We start from the raw sequence: 16,788 nt of genomic DNA, 5'->3' as shown, positions 1-16,788 counted from the left end.
GGGGGAGAAACGGGCGCGGACGCCAGCATCGCCGAACGCCTGGCCGACATTGCCATCAGACGATTCCGAACTTCGCCTTCAGCGAAGCGGTAAGCGCGATGCGACTGGCGATGCCGGTCGCATCGGCATGCGATGACCGGTGCAGAATGACGAATTCCGCCAGATCGATGGCGCCGGTGTTGCTGCCGTTGATTGTTCCCAGGTGCAGGCCCGGTTCTCGCGGATTGTCGACGGTGAAGTTGCCAGTCGCTGCAATTTCGGTTTCGTTCATATACAAGCGCGCGCTGTCGGTCGCGCCATCGACGGATGCGGCAATCACGGCAAAGGTATCTTGCGGCAGGCCCGCACCTTCGGCGCCGGCGTCGACGACAAGCCGGTCGCCGGTAGCGTTGCCGTGGTCGATGCGAATGCCTGCCTTGCCGGCGCCCGCCTGAAGCGCAAAATTAAATCGCGGGGAGGCAGTGCCGGAAGGATCGCCCGCGATGACTGCCGCCTGGGTCAAGTCGCGAATGGCGACCACAGCGATCAGGGTGTAAGCGGCGGCGGGGACCACATAATCGGCAGGGACCAGGATGCCCTGGGCATTGTCGCCGGTAAACCGGATGACCGGATGGCCGTTGGCGATGTTCGGCGCGAGTGTGGTGGTCTTGTCGCCAGCGAAGCGCGCCAGCTTGAGGCCCGACCGCTTTTCACGCAGCAGGGGCATCCCGCTGGGGGGCGCGTTGGCAGGGTCGACCCAAAGGCCGACATCGGGTGTGCGAGCGACCAGGAATTCGTGGTCGGTCAGTTCGGGAACGATCGGCAGACCAGGCGCCGCATTTACCAGGGGCGCGTCGATGATCTGCGAAGAACCGAGTTTGGGCATGGATGTTTCCTTTCGATTAGTCCGACACTCGGCAGTGACAGCACCAGTTCACCAGGCGGGTGCCGGTGACAGGGCCGATGCGATTGTCGCTGTCATGGATGATTGAACGGGGCCCGGTTTGCGGCCCTTGCTCGCCCAAATTCTGCATGGCTATTTCCACGGTGACGCCGGCGGCAGTCAGGTCTGCGACCATCCGAACGGTGATTTCGTCGCGCCCTGTCACTTCCACGCTGGCGATGTCCTGCAGGCCGACCTGGTCGACCGAAATGCCGCAGTTTCCAGGGTCGGTGACAAAGCCCATGCCGCCGATCGCGATGGGAGCTACAGGGACATGGAACTTCAGCTTCAGCGTTCGGGGATCGACCCGCGTGAAGCCGGTCAGATGGAGCGGGAAAGCGGCATGGCCGCGCAGGCGCTCGAGCGCGAATTTTGCATGATACTCGCCCATCACGCGATAAAAGGCGCTTTGCAGATGCTGGGCATCGGAAAAAGGCAGCATGTATTTAGGGCCGGCGCACACGCCCAGGGGGTTTTCCGTGCCGAACTGAAGCGCCGCAAGCGCAACTTGCGAAACAGCGCCTCCGCTATTCGACCCGATCTGGTTCGTGACCATCAGGACGGGTTCGACCTGGCCGGTGATCGCCGGAATGTCGGCATTCGCATCGGCGCACAATTCATTGAGATAGCCCAGATAGGCCGCCTGCGTGGCGCCGGCATCGGCTTCGCCATGGACCCAATCCAGCCAAGGGACCCAGGCGGAAGTCGCCGCCGCCGCCGCCAGGTCGCTATGCGCCTGGACCGCCGCCAGCATGTTGGCGAACGACTGCTGCCCCTTCTTCATGTCCGCATAAGCCGTGCCGCCGAACCCATGACCGGAAACAGTCAGCGGATGCGCGAAATTGAAGCCGCTGGGGCCGGCAGCTGCCCAGCCCATAGTCGACAGGTGGCTTTCCCAGTTGCTGCCGCCCCGCTGTTCTTCCTTGGCGCCGACAAGCGAGGTGATTTCGGCGGCATTGAGCGCAACAGTCTTGTTGCTGCCGGTCGGCGAAACCTGCAGCGGGATGACGCCGCCGTTGAACATCAAGACATCGTCGGGCGCCGCTTCATTGACAGTGACAATTTCCTGGCTGCCGGTCGAATCGTAACCGACGCTAAGCGATTGCCCCATGCCGACGATATGCGCCCAGCTGACCGGCGCGGCGCGCGGGGTGTGAAGGAAGGGCGCGGTCTGAATATGGACGCCGCCGCCGATGTCTTCAGCCGCGAACCGCAGCTGACCAGGGCCATCGACGCGGGCGCTGACGACCCCAAGCTGCGAGAACGTGGCCTGGCGCGCCGCCGTGCCGCCATCATCGAGCAGGAATGCCTGACCGACGCCATTGACCGGACGAATGACGATTTCAGGCGTGTCGGGCGCAGATGGCGCCCAGACCTGACCATCCTTCAGGAATTGAGGGGTCGCGCCGGTCGGGTCCGACAGCAGCGGAAGGATGCCATCGGCGTCGAAGCGCAGAGGGCGAATGTCATCGAATGCGATGTTCCCCTGGAAAACGTCGCCGGTATCGACATCGACCCCAAAAGCCAGACGGTTGCCGAAAACGACCGCAGCGCCGATGCAGGTTTCATCGGGCAAAAGGAAGGTCATCCCCAGACTGCCGGACGTTCCGGCAGTTCGATCGATCATCGGGGGGAAAAGCGCGATCATTTGCGACAGTGCGGCTTCGTTGATGCCGGCAATCGTCGCGCGCTTGGTCTGCGCATCCTTCACGATCGGGAAGGTTTCGCTGCCGTCCATGTCGGCGCCGGCCAGCAGATCGAGATCGGGTATTTTCGTCATGGTTGGACCTCCGGCCAGCTCGGATTTTCGCTAATCTGGAATTGGTCCAGATCCGCATCGGCGATGTCGGTCAGCGCGGCTTCGATCCGGTCGCTGGCCGAACGGATTGCATCGATCGCGGCGAAGCGAGCGGCGCCGGCGTCGCTGGGCTGGCGGATGTCGTTCATCTGCCGCCATTCGGGGCTGATGGCGAGGATGCGGCGGCGGGCTTCCCTGGCGATGCCACGGGCCAGGGCGGCGCGCAGATCGGCCGCCGCGGGGCGGCGGACCTGCGGCCTGCCCTTGGCATCCGGTTCGATGCGCGCGCCCGCCATCTGGGCTTTCATAAGTGCAGCATGGCGCTTGACCGAGACCTTGACCGCGTCGGCGGGGACGGCATTGCCGTGGCTTTCTCGGGTGTAGAAACCGCCGGTCGATGGGCTGAAAAAGTAAGTCATGGTGGTCAGTGTCCGATGGCGAGGAAGGCGAAGCTGGCGGTCACGCCGTCATTGGCGGTCGAGACCGAGAAGCCCGAAGCGGACATGTTGCCAACCCACCAGGGCTCGTCGGCTTCATCGCTTCCATCCGGGTTGCCTAGCGGCGTCAGCAGGACGCGGTCGCAGGCGGTGGGGAATGCGGTGGCGAAGGTGTGCGAACCGCCGCCGGGGAAGCCGACATTCACGGTCCCGGTCTTCAGGATCGAGCCGCCCAGGCCGCGAATGCTGGAATTGCCGCCGAAGGTCTGCGGGACGCTGGCGATCGCTAGCGGGGTTACTGCCTTTCCCGCTTCGGTCCCGGCGGCGATTTCCGCGCCGATCGCGGCGCTGACAGTAATCTGCCGGTTTGCCGACAGATTGCCGCCGCCAGTGGCCAGGCCGCTGCCGGTAATCGTGCGCCCGGTCAGCGTGGCGATCATCTGCTGCAGTGCGTCGACAACTGCATCAATGACAGTCTTCAGCTTTTTCGGTGTGACGATGCGTTCGTCATCGTCGCCGGCGTCGGTTTCGTCCTGGGTGGCGAGTTCGGCCACGCCCTTGATGGTCTCGCTGGCCGGCGGATATAGGAACGTCGCATCGCCGAAGACGATGTCGCCAGAGACGACGCCGCTGAAGCGGACATCGAAGGCGAACAGGAACTGGGCGATCGAAACCTTGCTGAAGATCGGGTCCGCCTGGCCGAAGCTGGCGAACAGGGTGCCGTCCTCTAGGTATAGTGCGATCCCGCGCAGATCGTAGGTGTCGGTGGTTTGGTCGACACCAGTCATGTGGATGATGTTTTCGGCCACTGATTCGCCGGCGAAGCTGTCGATCCGCTTGAATTCGCCAGGAAGTGCATTGAGCGTCGGGGCCGGGTCGAAGATGGCTTCGGTCAGGCCGACTTCGACGACCCGAATAGCATCGGTGTTGCCGCTTTGAGCGTCGACAAGGGCCGCCAGGCCCGCGCTGGTAATGATGAGGTCGATCCGATCCGACATTATGCAACCTCCAGGAACGGGCCTTCGGCGCTCCGTATGGGCTCGCCTTGCTGGGTTTCGAGATAGTTTGACCAGGCTGGGTCAGCGGGGACGGTCAGGTCGGTGTAGCCTTCGACGCGGACGAACCCGGCGATTTTCGCGCCGCCGACCAGCCAGGCGTCGGCATTCGCCGCGAGACGATGGACAGCGAACATATGGGCGCGAAGGGGCTTGACCGCTTCGATGTCGCGCAGCAGCGCCAGGACCAGGTCTTCATCGTAAACCACGGCACTTTCCGCGCGCGTCGGCAGTTCCAGGCGGAAGGTGTAGGGGGCCAGATGGACCTTGTCTTCGAACCATTCGACCAACGCGATCATCGGGTCGAACCGGTCCAGGACTTCGCGCAAGCTGGCGGGCGTTCCCTTGCGGCGCTGCGCATCGATCGCGCCGGCGATCGCGCTGCGCTTTTCGGCTTCGGTCCAGTCGGCATCCCAGAAGTCGATTGACACGCCGAAGGCGAGGAAGGGGAGCAATTCGGGCGCGCAGGTCGCCGGATTCCATTGATCGCGGATCGGCGCGGGAACTTCGACCAGCTGGCCAAAGCTGGCTTCGACCGCGCGTTCCAGTCTGGACGCCTGGGGCGGCAGCAAGGTCATTGCATGACGCCCCCAACCAGCAGCTGGGTGTCGGTGACATTCCAGGCTTGCGTGTCATCCAGGACGATGTCCGCGGCGGGCGAATTGATGACGACGTTATGAACGCCGCCGACATGCAGCGCGCGATAGAGCGCCGACCTGGTGACATCGCGGCCCAGGCGGCGGCGGTCGGCCAGTTCCTTGGCGAGACTGGCGCGCGCGGCGGCTTCGACCAGCGCGCGGTCGGGTCCAGGGTAAAGCGTCAGCTGCGCATCGATCGCGAAGTCGACGATGTCGGCGCCCTGGACCGTCACCTGGTCGGTCAGCGGGCGGACGGTATCACCGGCGACTGCGGCTTCGACCGTGGCCAGCAGTTCGGGCGATGCGGTGCCGGTCCCCTGGGTCGACAGGACCGTGACCAGGACTTCGCCTGGCGCGGGACTGATGGCCGAAGCATCGAAGACTTCGCCCGACGCGGTCAGCGCGTGGAAAATATAGGCCGCGGTCGGGCCGGCGACGGAATAGGCATCGGCGGCAAGCAGGACGCGGCGGCGCAGCGCTTCGTCGGCTTCCATGACTGCCGGCGTGGCGGTCTGTTCGTCCGCCGGGGTGACGACCAGGCGCGTGACGCCGAAGACTGCGGCGAGATTGTCCAGATCGCTACCCAGCGAATAAGCGACCATGCAGGCGCGCGCGGCTTCGTTTATTCGCTGGCGCAGCACCAGTTCCTGATATGCGCCGACTTCCAGCAGCTTGAAGACAGGATCGCTTTCGACCAGCGCGTCATGGTCGGGATAGTTGGCCTGGAATTCGGCCAGGCGCGCCGCAAAGATCGTTTCGAACTCGAGCGCTTCGACGACATCGGGCGGCGGCAGGCGCGACAGTTCGACTGCGGTTGACGTTGCGATTGACGAGGATGCCGACATGCGGACCAGATGCCCGACCTGTTCCGCGCGCGCATAGGGGCGGGGGCGGTGGAAGCGTCTTCGACCGTGCTGCGCGCAGGTCCGGCGGGCAATCTAGCGGCGCTGGTCGACCAGCTGCGCGGCGATGTCGATCGCCAGGTCGCGATCGCTATCGGAAAAGCCCAGCAGGCGGCGCTGGGGATAGCGGGCAAAGGTCTTCGACCCGTCCGGCGCGCGCCCGACGAAGCCCTTTTTGCCGAAGTGGTGTTGGGCTGCAAGCTTGTCGCTGCCGTGCGGCATGATTTCGACGCTGTCGGGCCGCGCGTCGATGCGCCAGAAGCGCGCCAGGCGCAGCTTGCGGAACATGCGCCCACCGGCCTTGCGGCGAACGCGCCCGCGCCGGTCCAGGCGCGGCTTGCGTTCTTCCATGCTGCCGCCATCGGGCTCGGTGTTTTGCGTAATGCGCTTGAGGTTCGACCGGCGCAGCGCTTGGCCAAGCTTCGTCGCCGCGCGGCGGCGCTGCCCTGGCGACAGTCCCTGCAGGACGCGCCCCAGCCAGCTGTCGAGCGCGGCCAGGGCTTCGCTGTCATAGCCATCAGCCATCAGTCGGCGACGATGGTGTCGGCAGTCTGCAGCGGGGGCGCGGCGGTTTCGGCGAAGCCGGCGTCGCTGGCGAACAGCGGGTCGGGTTCTGCCAGATATTCCAGATCGAAGCCGCCGCCTTCCTTGGGCGTGACCTTGACCGGTTCGGTCAGCTGCAGCGTGACCAGGATGTCGGCCTTTTCATTGTCCAGGATGTCGGTTTCGAACTTGAAGCTGTCGCCGCTGCCGCCCGCCAGCAGGTTGGGCTGGTGGACATGCAGCCAGCGGGTGATGGCGAGCGTGACCAGCGCGATGTCGGTCTTCATGTCGCGCAGCAGGACCGACAGCGGATATTCGAAGCTGAAGGACAGGTCGCCGGTCGAACGCGAGCGAACCGCGCCATCTTCGACCCAGAGCGCCAGGCGCGTCGGATCGATGCGCAGTTCTTCCAGCGCGGCTTCCAGGGCTTTGCGAAGGGAGGTGGGCTTCTGCATCGATCAATCCCACAGCTTGACGATTTGCCGCGCCGGAAGCGCGGTTGCGGCGAGGTCCGGCAGGGTAACGTTCGTCCCGCCAGGCAGCTGCGCGCCCAGGTCCGCCAGCCCTGGGTTGAGTTCGAAGACCTGTTCGGTAACGCCTGCGGTCCGGCCCAGGACGCGCCAGCAGATCGCGTCGACCGTTTCGCCGGCCTGGGCGGTGGCGATCATCGGCGGCCCTTCCAGTCGTCGGCAACGCAAGAGGCGATGAAACAGGCGAAGCCGGCCAGCATCTTGCCCCCTTCGACGATGCCGATGACCAGCGACACACAGATCCCGACAAGCGCCACCAGCAGGCCGGTCAGTAGCAGCTTCAGCGCCAGGCCGATGTCGCGCAACAGGCGCATCAGATCAGCGCCACGCGGTTGCGGCCAGGGGCCGGGGCGCCTTCGGCCAGGCCGATGCCCTGCAGATCGGCGACCGCTTCGAATGCCTTGCGCCGATAATCGTCGGCGGCGTCGCGCTTTTCGCTGTCGCGGTCCAGCGCTTCGTCGGTGGCGCTAACGTCCAGATGCGTGTCGGCCAGTTCGGCAGCGGTGTAGAAACCGACGATGCGCTGCCAGATCAGGACCGCGCGCGGCTTGCCGTTGACCTGGTCTTCAGGCGCGACATCGGCGAGGTCGGGGATTCCTTCGGCGGCGCGGGCGCTGCGCCAGGCCGACAGCGCGCGCAGGCCGGCGATGATGCCGCCTTCGATCGCCGCCGCCAGGCGTTCGTCGCCGATCGCGCCATCGCCCAGGCGGATGGCCGCGCGAATTGCGGCGGTGTCGATGCCAGGAAACCAGCCATCGGCCTCGATAACCCGGCCCTCGCTAGTGTGATTGTCTGCTGGCGCTGTTAGTCCTGCCATGCTGGTTTCCTGACCTTTTGAACGGCCCGACGCTTCACTGCATCAGGCCGCATGTCCCGCCGGCAAGTGGGGAGGTGAGAAAGAACCGGTCAGCTGCAGGCCGAAGCCATCGCATCGCGGCGCAATCGCCTCCCCAGCGCCGTGGGGCGTCCTTTTACCCGCCGGCGTCGCCGGCTTGCTGTTCCTGGGCGGCGCCGTTGGCCGCCGCTTCGGTGCGCAGATCGCGCAGGCGGCGTTCAAGCTTTTCGATGTCCTTTTTGACGCCGACCTTCTTGTCGAGCCCAAGCGCGCGGCGCAGCTTGCCCAGCGCCTGGTCGACGAATGCGGCGGCGCCGCCGGCGGGGGCATTGTCGTCGGCGGCATCGAAGCTGTCGGCCTTGGCCGCCCAGGCGCGGCCCAGCGCCTTGTCCAGCTTGGCCTTGGCGGCGTCGGGCATGTCGGCGTCGGCGGTGAGATGGTCGACGCGGACCAGCGTTTCCAGGCTGACCACATCGGCATCTGCCAGCGCGGCTTCGGCGATGTCTTCGCGCAGGAAACAGGCGACGCTGCGATTGTAGCGTTCGGGCATGGCCAGCCCATGCTTCAGCGCGAACGCGCCCAGGTCGACCGCGCGTTCGAAGTCGCCGACATCGATCGCCCAGACCATGCTGGTCAGCAGGATTTCATCCTGGACCGGCGCATCGGCTTCGACGACGCCTTCGACCCAGGGACGGAAGGTAGCGAGGAATTCCGCCTTGAGCGGCAGGCGCGCTTCATGGCTGGCGACATCGGCCAGCTTGCGCAAATTGTCGTCCAGGCGAACCTTCAGGACCGCATATTCCTGGCCGGCTTCGCTGGCTTCGTCGGGCGCCTGGGGGATGCCGGCGGTCGCGGCCTTGCCGGCGGCAGCGGCCAGGCGGCGGTGGCGGTTGCGCAGAAACGGGCTGGTCGACATTGCGGGGGCTTCCTTGTTCGGTTCGGGTTGGCTGACCTGGTCGGCAGGGGTCCGGCCAGGTCAGCCGGTCGAAGCGGGGCGGGCTCGATCAAGCCCGCCCCAGCGCATCAGCTAGGCCGCGGGCTTTTCGCCGTTGACGATGTTTTCGATCAGGACCGCCAGTTCGTATTCTTCGACGACATAGGCTTCGTTCACCGATTCATAGTTGGCGACGCGGTCGAATTCGGGTTCGTCCTTCAGCTGGCGCCGGCGGGTGCCTTCCTGCCAATAGATCGACAGGTTCGACAGCTTGGTAATCATCACCGCATTGCCGGGGAAGCCCGACACGCGGATCGCCTCGAGCCCGCCCAGCATCTTGCTGGACCGAATGATGCGATCGGTCGCTTCGACTTCGGTGGCGGTGGCGCCGGTCTTCTGGGCAATGTTGAAGTATTTGTCGTCCAGCAGATCATGGCCGACGATGACGACCAGGTCATTCGAACCGCGATGGCGCGGGTGGATGCCGCGCTTGGCGTCCAGGACCAGCGCGTCGAGCGACGAATAGTCCGCCTTCGCGGTCGCCGCATTGTCGGCTTCGCTGTCGTAGAGTTCGACGCCGGCCTTGATGTAGATGGCGCCGGCTTCGAAGCCATCGGCCATGACCTGCGCCGGCGCGTCGGTGCGGATCTTGTGCAGCCAGCCTTCGTTGACATCTTCCAGCAGCGGGTTGGCATCGCGATCGGTAGTGGCCGCCGCGCTGGTCCCGTTGAAGCCGATGGTGATGCGGTCTTCGGCTTGCTGGGCCAGGATGTCGTCGCGCAGCAAGGTCTGGAATTCCGGCCGATGCGCCCAGGCATCAATCACGGCATAGCGCTGCGACCAGTCGAAGTCGGTCTTGCGGCAAAGGTAACGGTGCTTTTCGGTCGCGCCGCCGATGGCGGTGGGGTTGCGGCGCGCGCCGCCGCTGGTGTCGGTGCGTCCGGCCATCGACCGCGAGACGCCGACGCCCAGGACCGCGCCTTCCTGTTCCGAAACCGGAATGACATTGATCGCCTGCAGGAATTCGCTGGAATTGCGCAGGCGGTCTTCCAGCTTTTGTTCGACGTTCGGCGCGACATTGAATTTCGTAGTGCCGTTGCCAGGCTCGGCGAGCGCCGGCAGCGAATTCAGCATGGCGATCTGCGAAACGAAGGCCGCAAGCTTGATGCGGGTGGTGGTCTTCATGGAGCGGGTTCCTTAGCGAAGCGGATGCGGGGCTTTGCTTGGGTTGCGGGTTGGGCGGTCAGCAGTCGGTCAGCTGCTGGTCGCCATTGGCGCCGGCAGCGGCGGGCCGCTGGTTGTAGGTGTCGGCAGGGGTGCCTTCGACCTTGCCTTCGATGCCCTTGATGCGGACAGCGAACTGGTCGAGTTCGCCGCGCATTTCGGTGCGCAGCGTGTCGATCGAACCGGCGACATCCTGGGCGAAGCCTTCGAACAGCGGGCGCAGCTGGGCGAAGTCGAGGTCGCCGGCCTGGGGGGCGTCGCCTTCCTTCGGCTTGGGCACCTCGCCTTCCTTGCCGCCATGCTTGGCGAAGACGGTGTCGAGCATGGCGCCGAACTTGCCGATCAGCCCTTCGGCGGCCTCGCTCGGCTTGCCTTCGGCGTCGGCGAATTCGAATGCGAACGCCTGTTCGGGCCGATCTGCCGCAAGGGTCAGCGCGCCGGGAATGGAGCGATTGAAGGCCATGCGCTCGGTGGCGATCGCCGCGGGGCTGTCGGTCAGCGCCACGCCCATCAGATAGGCTTTGCCCTTGCCGGCGAAGTTGGGCTCGATTTCGACCGACGGGTAAACCTTCTGGCCGGCATCGTTCAATGCCTTCGCATCATCGGTCACGTCGAGCGTGCCGAACAGGCCCAGGCGCTTTTCGGTCTGGCCGTGGAAGTTGACATCGACTTCGGCGGTGGAGAGTTCCAGGACATCGCCATAGGCGCGGAAGGGCGCCTGGCCGCTGATGCCGCGGATGTGTTCGATGTTGACGCGCGCGCCGTAGGTCTTCGGATCATAGCCTTCCGCCATTTCGGTCAGCATGTTGGCATCGATCGTGCGCCCGTCGACGGTGGCGCCGGCGGTGGCGAGCAGGAACTTTTTGGTCTTCATGGCGGTCTAGGCTCCGTTGCGCGGGGGCAGGTGTGCAATCTGAAGCGCACTAAGGGCCGACAGATGCGCCTGCGCGCAACGCCGCTGCGCGGTGGATGTCGCTTCGACCGCGCAAGGCGATGGCCAAGCCCGCGCTGCAGGGGTGCATGGCATCGCCATGCACTTGCTTCCCGCCCGAGACGGAACCGACCTGACCAATCCGGCATTCCTGCGCCGCCATGCGCGGTCGCTGTATTGGCGCGAATGGAAGCTGGCCGAAATTGCCGAGGAACTGGGCGTCAATTACCAGACGCTGGCCAGCTGGAAAAAGCGCGGCAATTGGGATGACTTCAGCGCGATCGATGTCGCCGAAGACGCCTTCGAAATTCATGTCGCGAACCTGATGGACAAGCCGCATCTGTCCGAAGGCGACATGAAGCGGGTCGACTTCTGTATGCGACAGCTGGAACGGGTCGAGCGCTGCCGCAAGTATCGCCAGACCGGCAAGGAAGGCGACCTTAACCCGAAGATCGCCGCGCGAAACGATGATGCGGCCAAGGCCAAGCGCGCCGACAAGCGCAAGAATTTCCTGACCCTGGACCAGTGGCAGGCGCTGCTGGACGACTTCCACGATAAGAATTTCGAATACCAGGCGGGCTGGTGGGAACAGCGCGAGCGCCGGACGCGGAAAATTCTGAAGTCGCGGCAGATCGGCGCGACCTGGTATTTCGCCCGCGAAGCGGTGGCGAAGATCGCCGAAGATGTGCTGGCCGGCGAGCAGCCGCGCAACCAGATTTTCCTTTCGGCATCGCGCCGCCAGGCAAACAAGTTCCGCCGCGAGATTGTCAGCTGGGTCAAGCGCGTTACCGGCGTCGATCTGGTCGGCGACCCGATCATGCTGGACTTCGGCGGGCTGGAAACCGAAGACGGCGAACCGATCGGCGGCGGGCTGGACCAGGTCGGCCTTTATCCGATGTCGACCAATTCGAATACGTCGCAGGGCGAAAGCGGCGATTTCTATTTCGACGAATTCTTCTGGGCCCAGGGCTTCGCCGAACTGCGCAAGGTCGCCGCCGCGATGGCGACCCACAAGATATTCAAGCGCACCTATTTTTCGACGCCCAGCACGAAGACCCATGACGCCTTCGCCTTCTGGTCCGGCGAGGAATGGAACCGCGGCAAGCCCAAGGGCGACCAGCGCGAATTCGATTGCAGCCATGCCAATCTGCAGCGCGGCAAGATCATGCCCGATGGCAGCTGGTGCCAGGTGGTCACGCTGCAGGATGCCATCGCCGGCGGGCTGGGCGACCTGGTCGACATCGAAGAACTGCGCGTCGAAGCGAGCGATGACGAATTCCGCAATCTTTACGAATGCGAATTCGTCGACGACAGCGAAAGCAGCTTCCCCTGGGCTTTGTTGGCGACCGCGCGGGTCGACAGCTTCTATACCTGGCGCGATTTCGAACCGGCGAAGCTGGACATCCCGCGCGCGCGGCCCTTCGGCGACAAACCGGTCTGGCTGGGTTACGACCCGAACCATCAGGGCCGCGACGATGCCGCGCTGACCGTGATCGCGCCGCCTGACCAGCCAGGCGTGGGCAAGTTCCGCATCCTCGCCAAGTTCCGCCTGAACAACATGGATTTTCAGGCGCAGGCCGACTTCATCCGGTCGATCGCGCAGCGCTTCAATGTCCAGGACATCGCGATCGATGCCAGCGGCGGCATCGGCGCGGCGGTGCTGCAGCTGGTCCAGCGCTGGTATCCGAACGTTCGCGCGATCGAATACACGGTCGCGGTCAAGGCTGCGTTGGTCCTGAAGGGTCAGCGGCTGTTCCGCGAAGGGCGGGTCGAATTCGATGCCAGCTGGAAAGACCTGATGGCCGCCTTCATGGCCATCCGCCCGACGCTGACCGCCAGCGGCAACCGCGTCACCTATACCGCGAGCCGCGCCGGAGGCGTGGGCCATGCCGACCTGGCCTGGTCGGTGCTTCATGCCTTTTCGAATGAACCGCTGGACGCTGCCGCGGCAGCCAGCGGGACAAGCCGCACGCGCGTCGCCTTTTCCGATTGAACGCCTTTTCCAAGGGACCGAAGACCATGACCGAACAGACCCAGCTTGACCTTGCCGAGACTGCCGCGCCCGATGGCGGCGGCGCCGGCGCATCGAAGGCAATGGCCTTCAGCTTCGGCGAGGCCGAAAGCGTCCTGGACCGGCGCGAATTGTCGCAATATTTCGAGATCTGGCACAATGGCCGCTGGTTTGAACCGCCGCTGCCGATGGACAAGCTTTGCCAGGCGTTCAACATGGCGCCGCATCATAGCAGCGCGATCTGGCTGAAGGTGAATTTGCTGGTCGGCGCGCATGTCCCGACCGCGAAGCTTTCCAGCGACGATTTCGAACGCTGGGCGCTGGACTTCCTGCAGATGGGCAACGGCTATCTCGAGGACATCCCGAACCGCGGGGGCGGGACCGCCAGGCTGGACCATGCGAGCGCGCGGCACATGCGCGCGCCGAAAGACCCGAACGAAGGTTACTTCTTCATCGGCAGCGGCGTGGCGCAGGAACATCAGTTCGCGCCTGGGCGGATTTTTCACCTTCAGCAGCCCGATGTCGCCCAGGAGATTTACGGATTGCCGGCCTGGCTGGCCGCGCTGCAATCCGGCCTGTTGAATGAGAACGCAACGCTGTTCCGCCGCCGCTATTACCTGAACGGGGCGCACATGGGGTTCATCCTGTATGTCAGCGAAGCCTTCAGCGACCAGGAAACCGCCGACCAGATCGAAAAGGCGATCAAGGCCGGCAAGGGCGCGGGGAATTTCAAGAATATGTTTCTCAACATCCCCAGCGGCAAGAAAGACAGCGTCCAGCTGCTACCGGTCGGCGAACTGGCGGCGAAGGACGAATTCAGCGGCATCAAGAACATCAGCCGCGACGACATGCTGGCCGCGCATCGCGTCCCGCCGATCCTGCTGGGCATCGTGCCCCAGAATGCGGCCGGCTTCGGCAAGCCCAGCGAAGCGCTGGACACGTTTTACCTGGTCGAAGTCGTCCCGATCATCCGGCGCCTGTTGCGGGTGAATGACTGGGCGGGAAGCGAAGTGCTGCAGTTCGCGAACTACGACGCAAGCGATGGCAGTCAGATAACGCCGACCGGCAAGCGGATTGCGGCTGCCAGCGAAGACTGACCCGCGCGAATCGGCAACGTCAATTCAGTCCACCGACTGACTTCGATATGGAGGAACCGCGGCAATTGGATGGTAGCGTAGGTAAGCGCGGGGGATCGCGATGGGTTATCCCAACTTTTTCCCCGCCGAATCATTACTTCTTGCCTTCGAATCCCCGTTCTGATTCTCTATGAAAGAAGCCTCGCCGGATTTCTCTGGCGAGGCTTCACGAAAGGGTTGGTCGACCCTCTCCTAGGTTCAACCGCGATATGCAATTTGCAGCGGATTAGGTCAAGGTCGATCAGCCCAATCGGAAGTTGTTTTCCAGCGTCCATTTTAGGGATCACGACCATGACCAAGGAGCCGCCCCGCAAGGGCATCAATTCGTATCACATCACCCGCTATCTCGCCAACCAGGGCGGGGTGCCGGTGGGCCATTTCTCGGTTCTGACCGAGATGACCTTTTTGCTTATCGCCCCATTGGAAGAGCTAGGTTACGAACTTCCCGAACGGCTTTGGCCGGATATTTCGTCTGGATCAATGTTCGCGCGTCATCTTCGCGAGGAATGTGGCATCGATACCGATCGAATGCCGACCTTTGTGCAGTCTTTCCAGGATGGCCGAAAGCCGGTGCAGCCGAAGGCCTATCCCGAACGGCTCCTGGCTGATTTTCGGTCTTACTTCCGCGAGGTGTGGCTGCCGACCCGCGCCTGGGCCTACTTTGAAGAAAAAGACCCTACTGCGCTGCCCTATCTTAAGCAGCTGCTGGATCGCCTGGCGGCCTAAGACACGAAAAGCCCCGCGACCATTCTAGGTTGCGGGGCCCTTCGGTGTCATCCGCGGTGGCGGAAAGATGGTTCAACTTCGACAATGAAGTCGGTTTCCTCGGCCAGCTGGCGCAGCCGATCGGCAGCGGCAGGGTCTGACCAGGTCGATGCGCGGCGTTCGATCGCCGCGCGGCGTTGTTCGGGTGTCTTCATGCGAATCGATTTAGGGGCGCGCGGACCTTGTAGGAAAGCGGCTTTGCCTGGCCGCGGATTAGGTCAGCAGTGGCGCCAGCATCAAGAACAGCAACAGCGCCAGAAGTAGCGCGAATTCGACCCGTGGCTTCATTGCGTGGGCTTCCAGGCGACGATGTCGAAGGCGTCCCCCTCCCAGGTCCAGCAGCTGCCGGTCGATCGACCGGCCCAGCCTTCCCAGCTGGCCGCGCTGCGCAGGCCGGCCTGCATCCGCTGGCCGCCTCGAAACCAGACCGCCGGCAAGCTGTCGGGCTCGACCGGCATCGCGCCGCCATCGTGCGCGGTCCAGCCATCGGGCAGCGGATCTGGAAGCGGGACCAAATGCGAAGGCGAGCGGCGGCGGACCATCCCGCGGCCCTGCCGCGATCGTGCGCGCCTGGTCAAGCGCGGGCAGGGCATCCAGACCGCCGACTTTCATGCCGCCCGACCCGCGCGCCGCGCTCGCCCCCACGCCACGCCCTCCCCTTTTTCGCTTCGAATTATGCAAAGTTGGCTGGTCACGCTGCAGCTGGCGGCAGGGTCCGGTCGCGGCGATCGCCTAACCTTCCTAACGTGCTCCGCTGCGCGGTCGAAAAGTGGCGGAATTCCGCCGCTCCTGCGGTTACAAGTGCGGTATTACTTAGCCTAACATTTTCGAACCGATTTCCTTACCTCATTGAATTTTCGCGGTTTTTTCCGGTGGCGATATTACCTTTAGAATATGTAATTTGATAAGATAGATATTAGCTAAATGTTACAAGGTAAGCTGCTGAATTTTCGAAGATGTTAGAAAAGTTAGGCATTTCCCGCGCATACCCTGGACCGTTGTGAGTGGGCACGCGGTTCTGCCATTTTCGACAATGAGCGGACCGATCGCACTGCGCCGCGGTCTGGCCCTGGTCGGCTATGCGGAATTGTGCGCCAGCCCTGGGTGCATGGTTTGGCCCAGATCGGGGCCGAAAGGTTGGACAACGCCGCGCGGGATGCGGCGGGTTTCCGTGGGCTGCTAGGGTAGGTTGGACATCAGCAAGCCGCTGAAATTGGGGGGAATCGCTCGACCAGCCCTGTCCACCACCGCCACCCTTTCCGAAACTCTCATATCCGTTGACGTCGTCGGGATTTCCGGCGGCAATCCGCGTGATCGGCGTTACCCTGCGCGCAGTTCGAGGTCGGCGCGGTCGCGCAGGATGATTTCGCGCCGCGAGGGGAGTTCGATCGCGCCTGCGCTCCGCAGGCGGGTCAATTGGCGGCTGACCGTTTCGATCGTGAGGCCGAGCACATCGGCGATCTGCTGTCGTGACACGGGCAGAAGCAGGCTCGTCTGCGCGCCCGCAACGCCGTTGCCCAGCCGGTCGGCCATTTCGAGCAGGAAGCTGGCGACCTTCTGTTCGGCATTCATGCGGCCAAGCAGCAACATCCAGCGCCGGGTCCGGTCGAGTTCGCTAAGCGTGCGTTCGAGCAATTTGTGTTCAAGCCGCGGATGTTCGCGCGCAAAATGGTCGAAGTCCGCGCGTTCGAACACGCAGATCTGCGCCTCGGTCAGCGCTTCGACGCCATAAGGTGAGGTTTCCCCGAAGGGCCGACCGAGGAAATCGGAGGGATAGACGAGGCCGAGGATCTGCTCCTTGCCGTCGGCCGAGTGCGATGACAATTTGAGCACGCCCTCGATCACATTGGCGACCAGCACCGCCTCGTCGCCTTCCCACATCAGTTGTTCGCCCGCTGCCAGGGTGCGGCGCCGCCCGATGGTGTTGAGCAGGTCGATCTCGCGCTCGTCCAGCTCGGCGCAGATCGCCCGGTTGCGAATGGCGCAGCTATCGCAAAAGTTGCGGGGGCGCGAAGGCTGCATATCCTGCATATCGCCAGCACTATCGGGTGCCCGCGGCGATGCCAAGGCGTGTCTGCACCGCGGGCAGGACCGGAACTTGCGGGATGGCCGGAGCCGGACTAACCA

At 64.1% G+C, this 16,788-nt stretch carries 20 protein-coding genes; 3 read left to right on the top strand and 17 right to left on the bottom strand.

Annotated features, from left to right (window positions below):
- Positions 1–55 precede the first annotated feature (55 nt).
- From J2S32_RS04355 to J2S32_RS04290, 14 genes are all read right to left on the bottom strand, one after another.
- Positions 56–865 (bottom strand): hypothetical protein, encoded by an 810-nt coding sequence (locus J2S32_RS04355; RefSeq protein ID WP_253516887.1) that lies wholly within the window; start codon positions 863–865, stop codon positions 56–58.
- A gap of 16 nt (positions 866–881) precedes the next feature.
- A complete protein-coding gene (locus J2S32_RS04350) occupies positions 882–2,702 on the bottom strand; it encodes a hypothetical protein (RefSeq protein WP_253516885.1) in 1,821 nt (606 codons plus the stop codon).
- Complete coding sequence (locus tag J2S32_RS04345) at positions 2,699–3,139, bottom strand: hypothetical protein (protein ID WP_253516882.1); 441 nt, start codon at positions 3,137–3,139, stop codon at positions 2,699–2,701. The genes J2S32_RS04350 and J2S32_RS04345 overlap by 4 nt, the downstream gene beginning before the upstream one ends.
- A 5-nt stretch (positions 3,140–3,144) precedes the next feature.
- Positions 3,145–4,155 (bottom strand): gp53-like domain-containing protein, encoded by a 1,011-nt coding sequence (locus J2S32_RS04340; RefSeq protein WP_253516879.1) that lies wholly within the window; start codon positions 4,153–4,155, stop codon positions 3,145–3,147.
- A complete protein-coding gene (locus J2S32_RS04335) occupies positions 4,155–4,790 on the bottom strand; it encodes a phage tail protein I (RefSeq protein WP_253516876.1) in 636 nt (211 codons plus the stop codon). The genes J2S32_RS04340 and J2S32_RS04335 overlap by 1 nt, the downstream gene beginning before the upstream one ends.
- Entirely contained in the window at positions 4,787–5,695 is a 909-nt protein-coding gene (locus J2S32_RS04330; protein WP_253516873.1) for a baseplate assembly protein, read from the bottom strand. The genes J2S32_RS04335 and J2S32_RS04330 overlap by 4 nt, the downstream gene beginning before the upstream one ends.
- A 93-nt stretch (positions 5,696–5,788) precedes the next feature.
- Positions 5,789–6,277 (bottom strand): phage virion morphogenesis protein, encoded by a 489-nt coding sequence (locus J2S32_RS04325; RefSeq protein WP_253516871.1) that lies wholly within the window; start codon positions 6,275–6,277, stop codon positions 5,789–5,791.
- A complete protein-coding gene (locus tag J2S32_RS04320; RefSeq protein WP_253516869.1) occupies positions 6,277–6,750 on the bottom strand; it encodes a phage tail protein in 474 nt (157 codons plus the stop codon). Before J2S32_RS04320 ends, J2S32_RS04325 begins: the two co-directional genes overlap by 1 nt.
- Positions 6,751–6,753: 3 nt before the next feature.
- Positions 6,754–6,963 carry a tail protein X gene (locus J2S32_RS04315; RefSeq protein ID WP_253516866.1) on the bottom strand — a complete coding sequence of 70 codons (210 nt, stop codon included), beginning with the start codon at positions 6,961–6,963 and terminating at the stop codon, positions 6,754–6,756.
- Positions 6,960–7,139 (bottom strand): hypothetical protein, encoded by a 180-nt coding sequence (locus J2S32_RS04310; protein ID WP_253516860.1) that lies wholly within the window; start codon positions 7,137–7,139, stop codon positions 6,960–6,962. The genes J2S32_RS04315 and J2S32_RS04310 overlap by 4 nt, the downstream gene beginning before the upstream one ends.
- A complete protein-coding gene (locus J2S32_RS04305; protein WP_253516857.1) occupies positions 7,139–7,642 on the bottom strand; it encodes a head completion/stabilization protein in 504 nt (167 codons plus the stop codon). The genes J2S32_RS04310 and J2S32_RS04305 overlap by 1 nt, the downstream gene beginning before the upstream one ends.
- A gap of 154 nt (positions 7,643–7,796) precedes the next feature.
- The gene (gpM, locus tag J2S32_RS04300; RefSeq protein WP_253516854.1) at positions 7,797–8,576 is read right to left on the bottom strand and encodes a phage terminase small subunit; all 780 of its coding nucleotides are present in this window, start codon (positions 8,574–8,576) and stop codon (positions 7,797–7,799) included.
- Between the two features lie 111 nt (positions 8,577–8,687).
- Positions 8,688–9,779, bottom strand: a complete 1,092-nt coding sequence (locus J2S32_RS04295; protein ID WP_253516849.1) for a phage major capsid protein, P2 family — start codon at positions 9,777–9,779, stop codon at positions 8,688–8,690.
- Between the two features lie 58 nt (positions 9,780–9,837).
- On the bottom strand, positions 9,838–10,692 hold the full coding sequence (locus J2S32_RS04290; protein WP_253516844.1) for a GPO family capsid scaffolding protein: 855 nt from the start codon (positions 10,690–10,692) through the stop codon (positions 9,838–9,840).
- Positions 10,693–10,849: 157 nt separating this feature from the next.
- Between J2S32_RS04290 and J2S32_RS04285 the strand changes: the two genes are divergently transcribed.
- From J2S32_RS04285 to J2S32_RS04275, 3 genes are all read left to right on the top strand, one after another.
- Entirely contained in the window at positions 10,850–12,742 is a 1,893-nt protein-coding gene (locus J2S32_RS04285; protein WP_253516841.1) for a terminase large subunit domain-containing protein, read from the top strand.
- A gap of 26 nt (positions 12,743–12,768) precedes the next feature.
- Entirely contained in the window at positions 12,769–13,857 is a 1,089-nt protein-coding gene (locus tag J2S32_RS04280) for a phage portal protein (RefSeq protein WP_253516832.1), read from the top strand.
- 330 nt (positions 13,858–14,187) lie between these two features.
- Positions 14,188–14,622, top strand: coding sequence for a hypothetical protein (locus tag J2S32_RS04275; RefSeq protein WP_253516829.1), 435 nt, complete (start codon positions 14,188–14,190; stop codon positions 14,620–14,622).
- A 47-nt stretch (positions 14,623–14,669) separates the two neighbouring features.
- On the opposite strand, the gene J2S32_RS04270 is transcribed toward J2S32_RS04275, so the two are convergent.
- From J2S32_RS04270 to J2S32_RS04260, 3 genes are all read right to left on the bottom strand, one after another.
- Complete coding sequence (locus tag J2S32_RS04270) at positions 14,670–14,816, bottom strand: hypothetical protein (RefSeq protein WP_253516821.1); 147 nt, start codon at positions 14,814–14,816, stop codon at positions 14,670–14,672.
- Between the two features lie 129 nt (positions 14,817–14,945).
- Positions 14,946–15,203, bottom strand: a complete 258-nt coding sequence (locus J2S32_RS04265; protein ID WP_253516819.1) for a hypothetical protein — start codon at positions 15,201–15,203, stop codon at positions 14,946–14,948.
- Between the two features lie 778 nt (positions 15,204–15,981).
- Entirely contained in the window at positions 15,982–16,692 is a 711-nt protein-coding gene (locus tag J2S32_RS04260; RefSeq protein ID WP_253516816.1) for a Crp/Fnr family transcriptional regulator, read from the bottom strand.
- Positions 16,693–16,788: the final 96 nt, after the last annotated feature.

This window comes from Qipengyuania citrea (assembly GCF_024171405.1).
Taxonomy (GTDB): Bacteria; Pseudomonadota; Alphaproteobacteria; order Sphingomonadales; family Sphingomonadaceae; genus Qipengyuania; species Qipengyuania profunda.
The sequence above is the reverse complement of the archived record's forward strand: the minus strand, read 5'-3'. Positions and strand labels throughout refer to the sequence as shown.

What these genes read in the sequence shown, in the direction of transcription:
- J2S32_RS04355 (WP_253516887.1), bottom strand. Translation starts at nt 865, where the DNA reads ATGCCCAAACTCGGTTCTTCGCAGATCATCGACGCGCCCCTGGTAAAT.
- J2S32_RS04350 (WP_253516885.1), bottom strand. Translation starts at nt 2,702, where the DNA reads ATGACGAAAATACCCGATCTCGATCTGCTGGCCGGCGCCGACATGGAC.
- J2S32_RS04345 (WP_253516882.1), bottom strand. Translation starts at nt 3,139, where the DNA reads ATGACTTACTTTTTCAGCCCATCGACCGGCGGTTTCTACACCCGAGAA.
- J2S32_RS04340 (WP_253516879.1), bottom strand. Translation starts at nt 4,155, where the DNA reads ATGTCGGATCGGATCGACCTCATCATTACCAGCGCGGGCCTGGCGGCC.
- J2S32_RS04335 (WP_253516876.1), bottom strand. Translation starts at nt 4,790, where the DNA reads ATGACCTTGCTGCCGCCCCAGGCGTCCAGACTGGAACGCGCGGTCGAA.
- J2S32_RS04330 (WP_253516873.1), bottom strand. Translation starts at nt 5,695, where the DNA reads ATGTCGGCATCCTCGTCAATCGCAACGTCAACCGCAGTCGAACTGTCG.
- J2S32_RS04325 (WP_253516871.1), bottom strand. Translation starts at nt 6,277, where the DNA reads ATGGCTGATGGCTATGACAGCGAAGCCCTGGCCGCGCTCGACAGCTGG.
- J2S32_RS04320 (WP_253516869.1), bottom strand. Translation starts at nt 6,750, where the DNA reads ATGCAGAAGCCCACCTCCCTTCGCAAAGCCCTGGAAGCCGCGCTGGAA.
- J2S32_RS04315 (WP_253516866.1), bottom strand. Translation starts at nt 6,963, where the DNA reads ATGATCGCCACCGCCCAGGCCGGCGAAACGGTCGACGCGATCTGCTGG.
- J2S32_RS04310 (WP_253516860.1), bottom strand. Translation starts at nt 7,139, where the DNA reads ATGCGCCTGTTGCGCGACATCGGCCTGGCGCTGAAGCTGCTACTGACC.
- J2S32_RS04305 (WP_253516857.1), bottom strand. Translation starts at nt 7,642, where the DNA reads ATGGCAGGACTAACAGCGCCAGCAGACAATCACACTAGCGAGGGCCGG.
- gpM (WP_253516854.1), bottom strand. Translation starts at nt 8,576, where the DNA reads ATGTCGACCAGCCCGTTTCTGCGCAACCGCCACCGCCGCCTGGCCGCT.
- J2S32_RS04295 (WP_253516849.1), bottom strand. Translation starts at nt 9,779, where the DNA reads ATGAAGACCACCACCCGCATCAAGCTTGCGGCCTTCGTTTCGCAGATC.
- J2S32_RS04290 (WP_253516844.1), bottom strand. Translation starts at nt 10,692, where the DNA reads ATGAAGACCAAAAAGTTCCTGCTCGCCACCGCCGGCGCCACCGTCGAC.
- J2S32_RS04285 (WP_253516841.1), top strand. Translation starts at nt 10,850, where the DNA reads ATGCACTTGCTTCCCGCCCGAGACGGAACCGACCTGACCAATCCGGCA.
- J2S32_RS04280 (WP_253516832.1), top strand. Translation starts at nt 12,769, where the DNA reads ATGACCGAACAGACCCAGCTTGACCTTGCCGAGACTGCCGCGCCCGAT.
- J2S32_RS04275 (WP_253516829.1), top strand. Translation starts at nt 14,188, where the DNA reads ATGACCAAGGAGCCGCCCCGCAAGGGCATCAATTCGTATCACATCACC.
- J2S32_RS04270 (WP_253516821.1), bottom strand. Translation starts at nt 14,816, where the DNA reads ATGAAGACACCCGAACAACGCCGCGCGGCGATCGAACGCCGCGCATCG.
- J2S32_RS04265 (WP_253516819.1), bottom strand. Translation starts at nt 15,203, where the DNA reads ATGGTCCGCCGCCGCTCGCCTTCGCATTTGGTCCCGCTTCCAGATCCG.
- J2S32_RS04260 (WP_253516816.1), bottom strand. Translation starts at nt 16,692, where the DNA reads ATGCAGGATATGCAGCCTTCGCGCCCCCGCAACTTTTGCGATAGCTGC.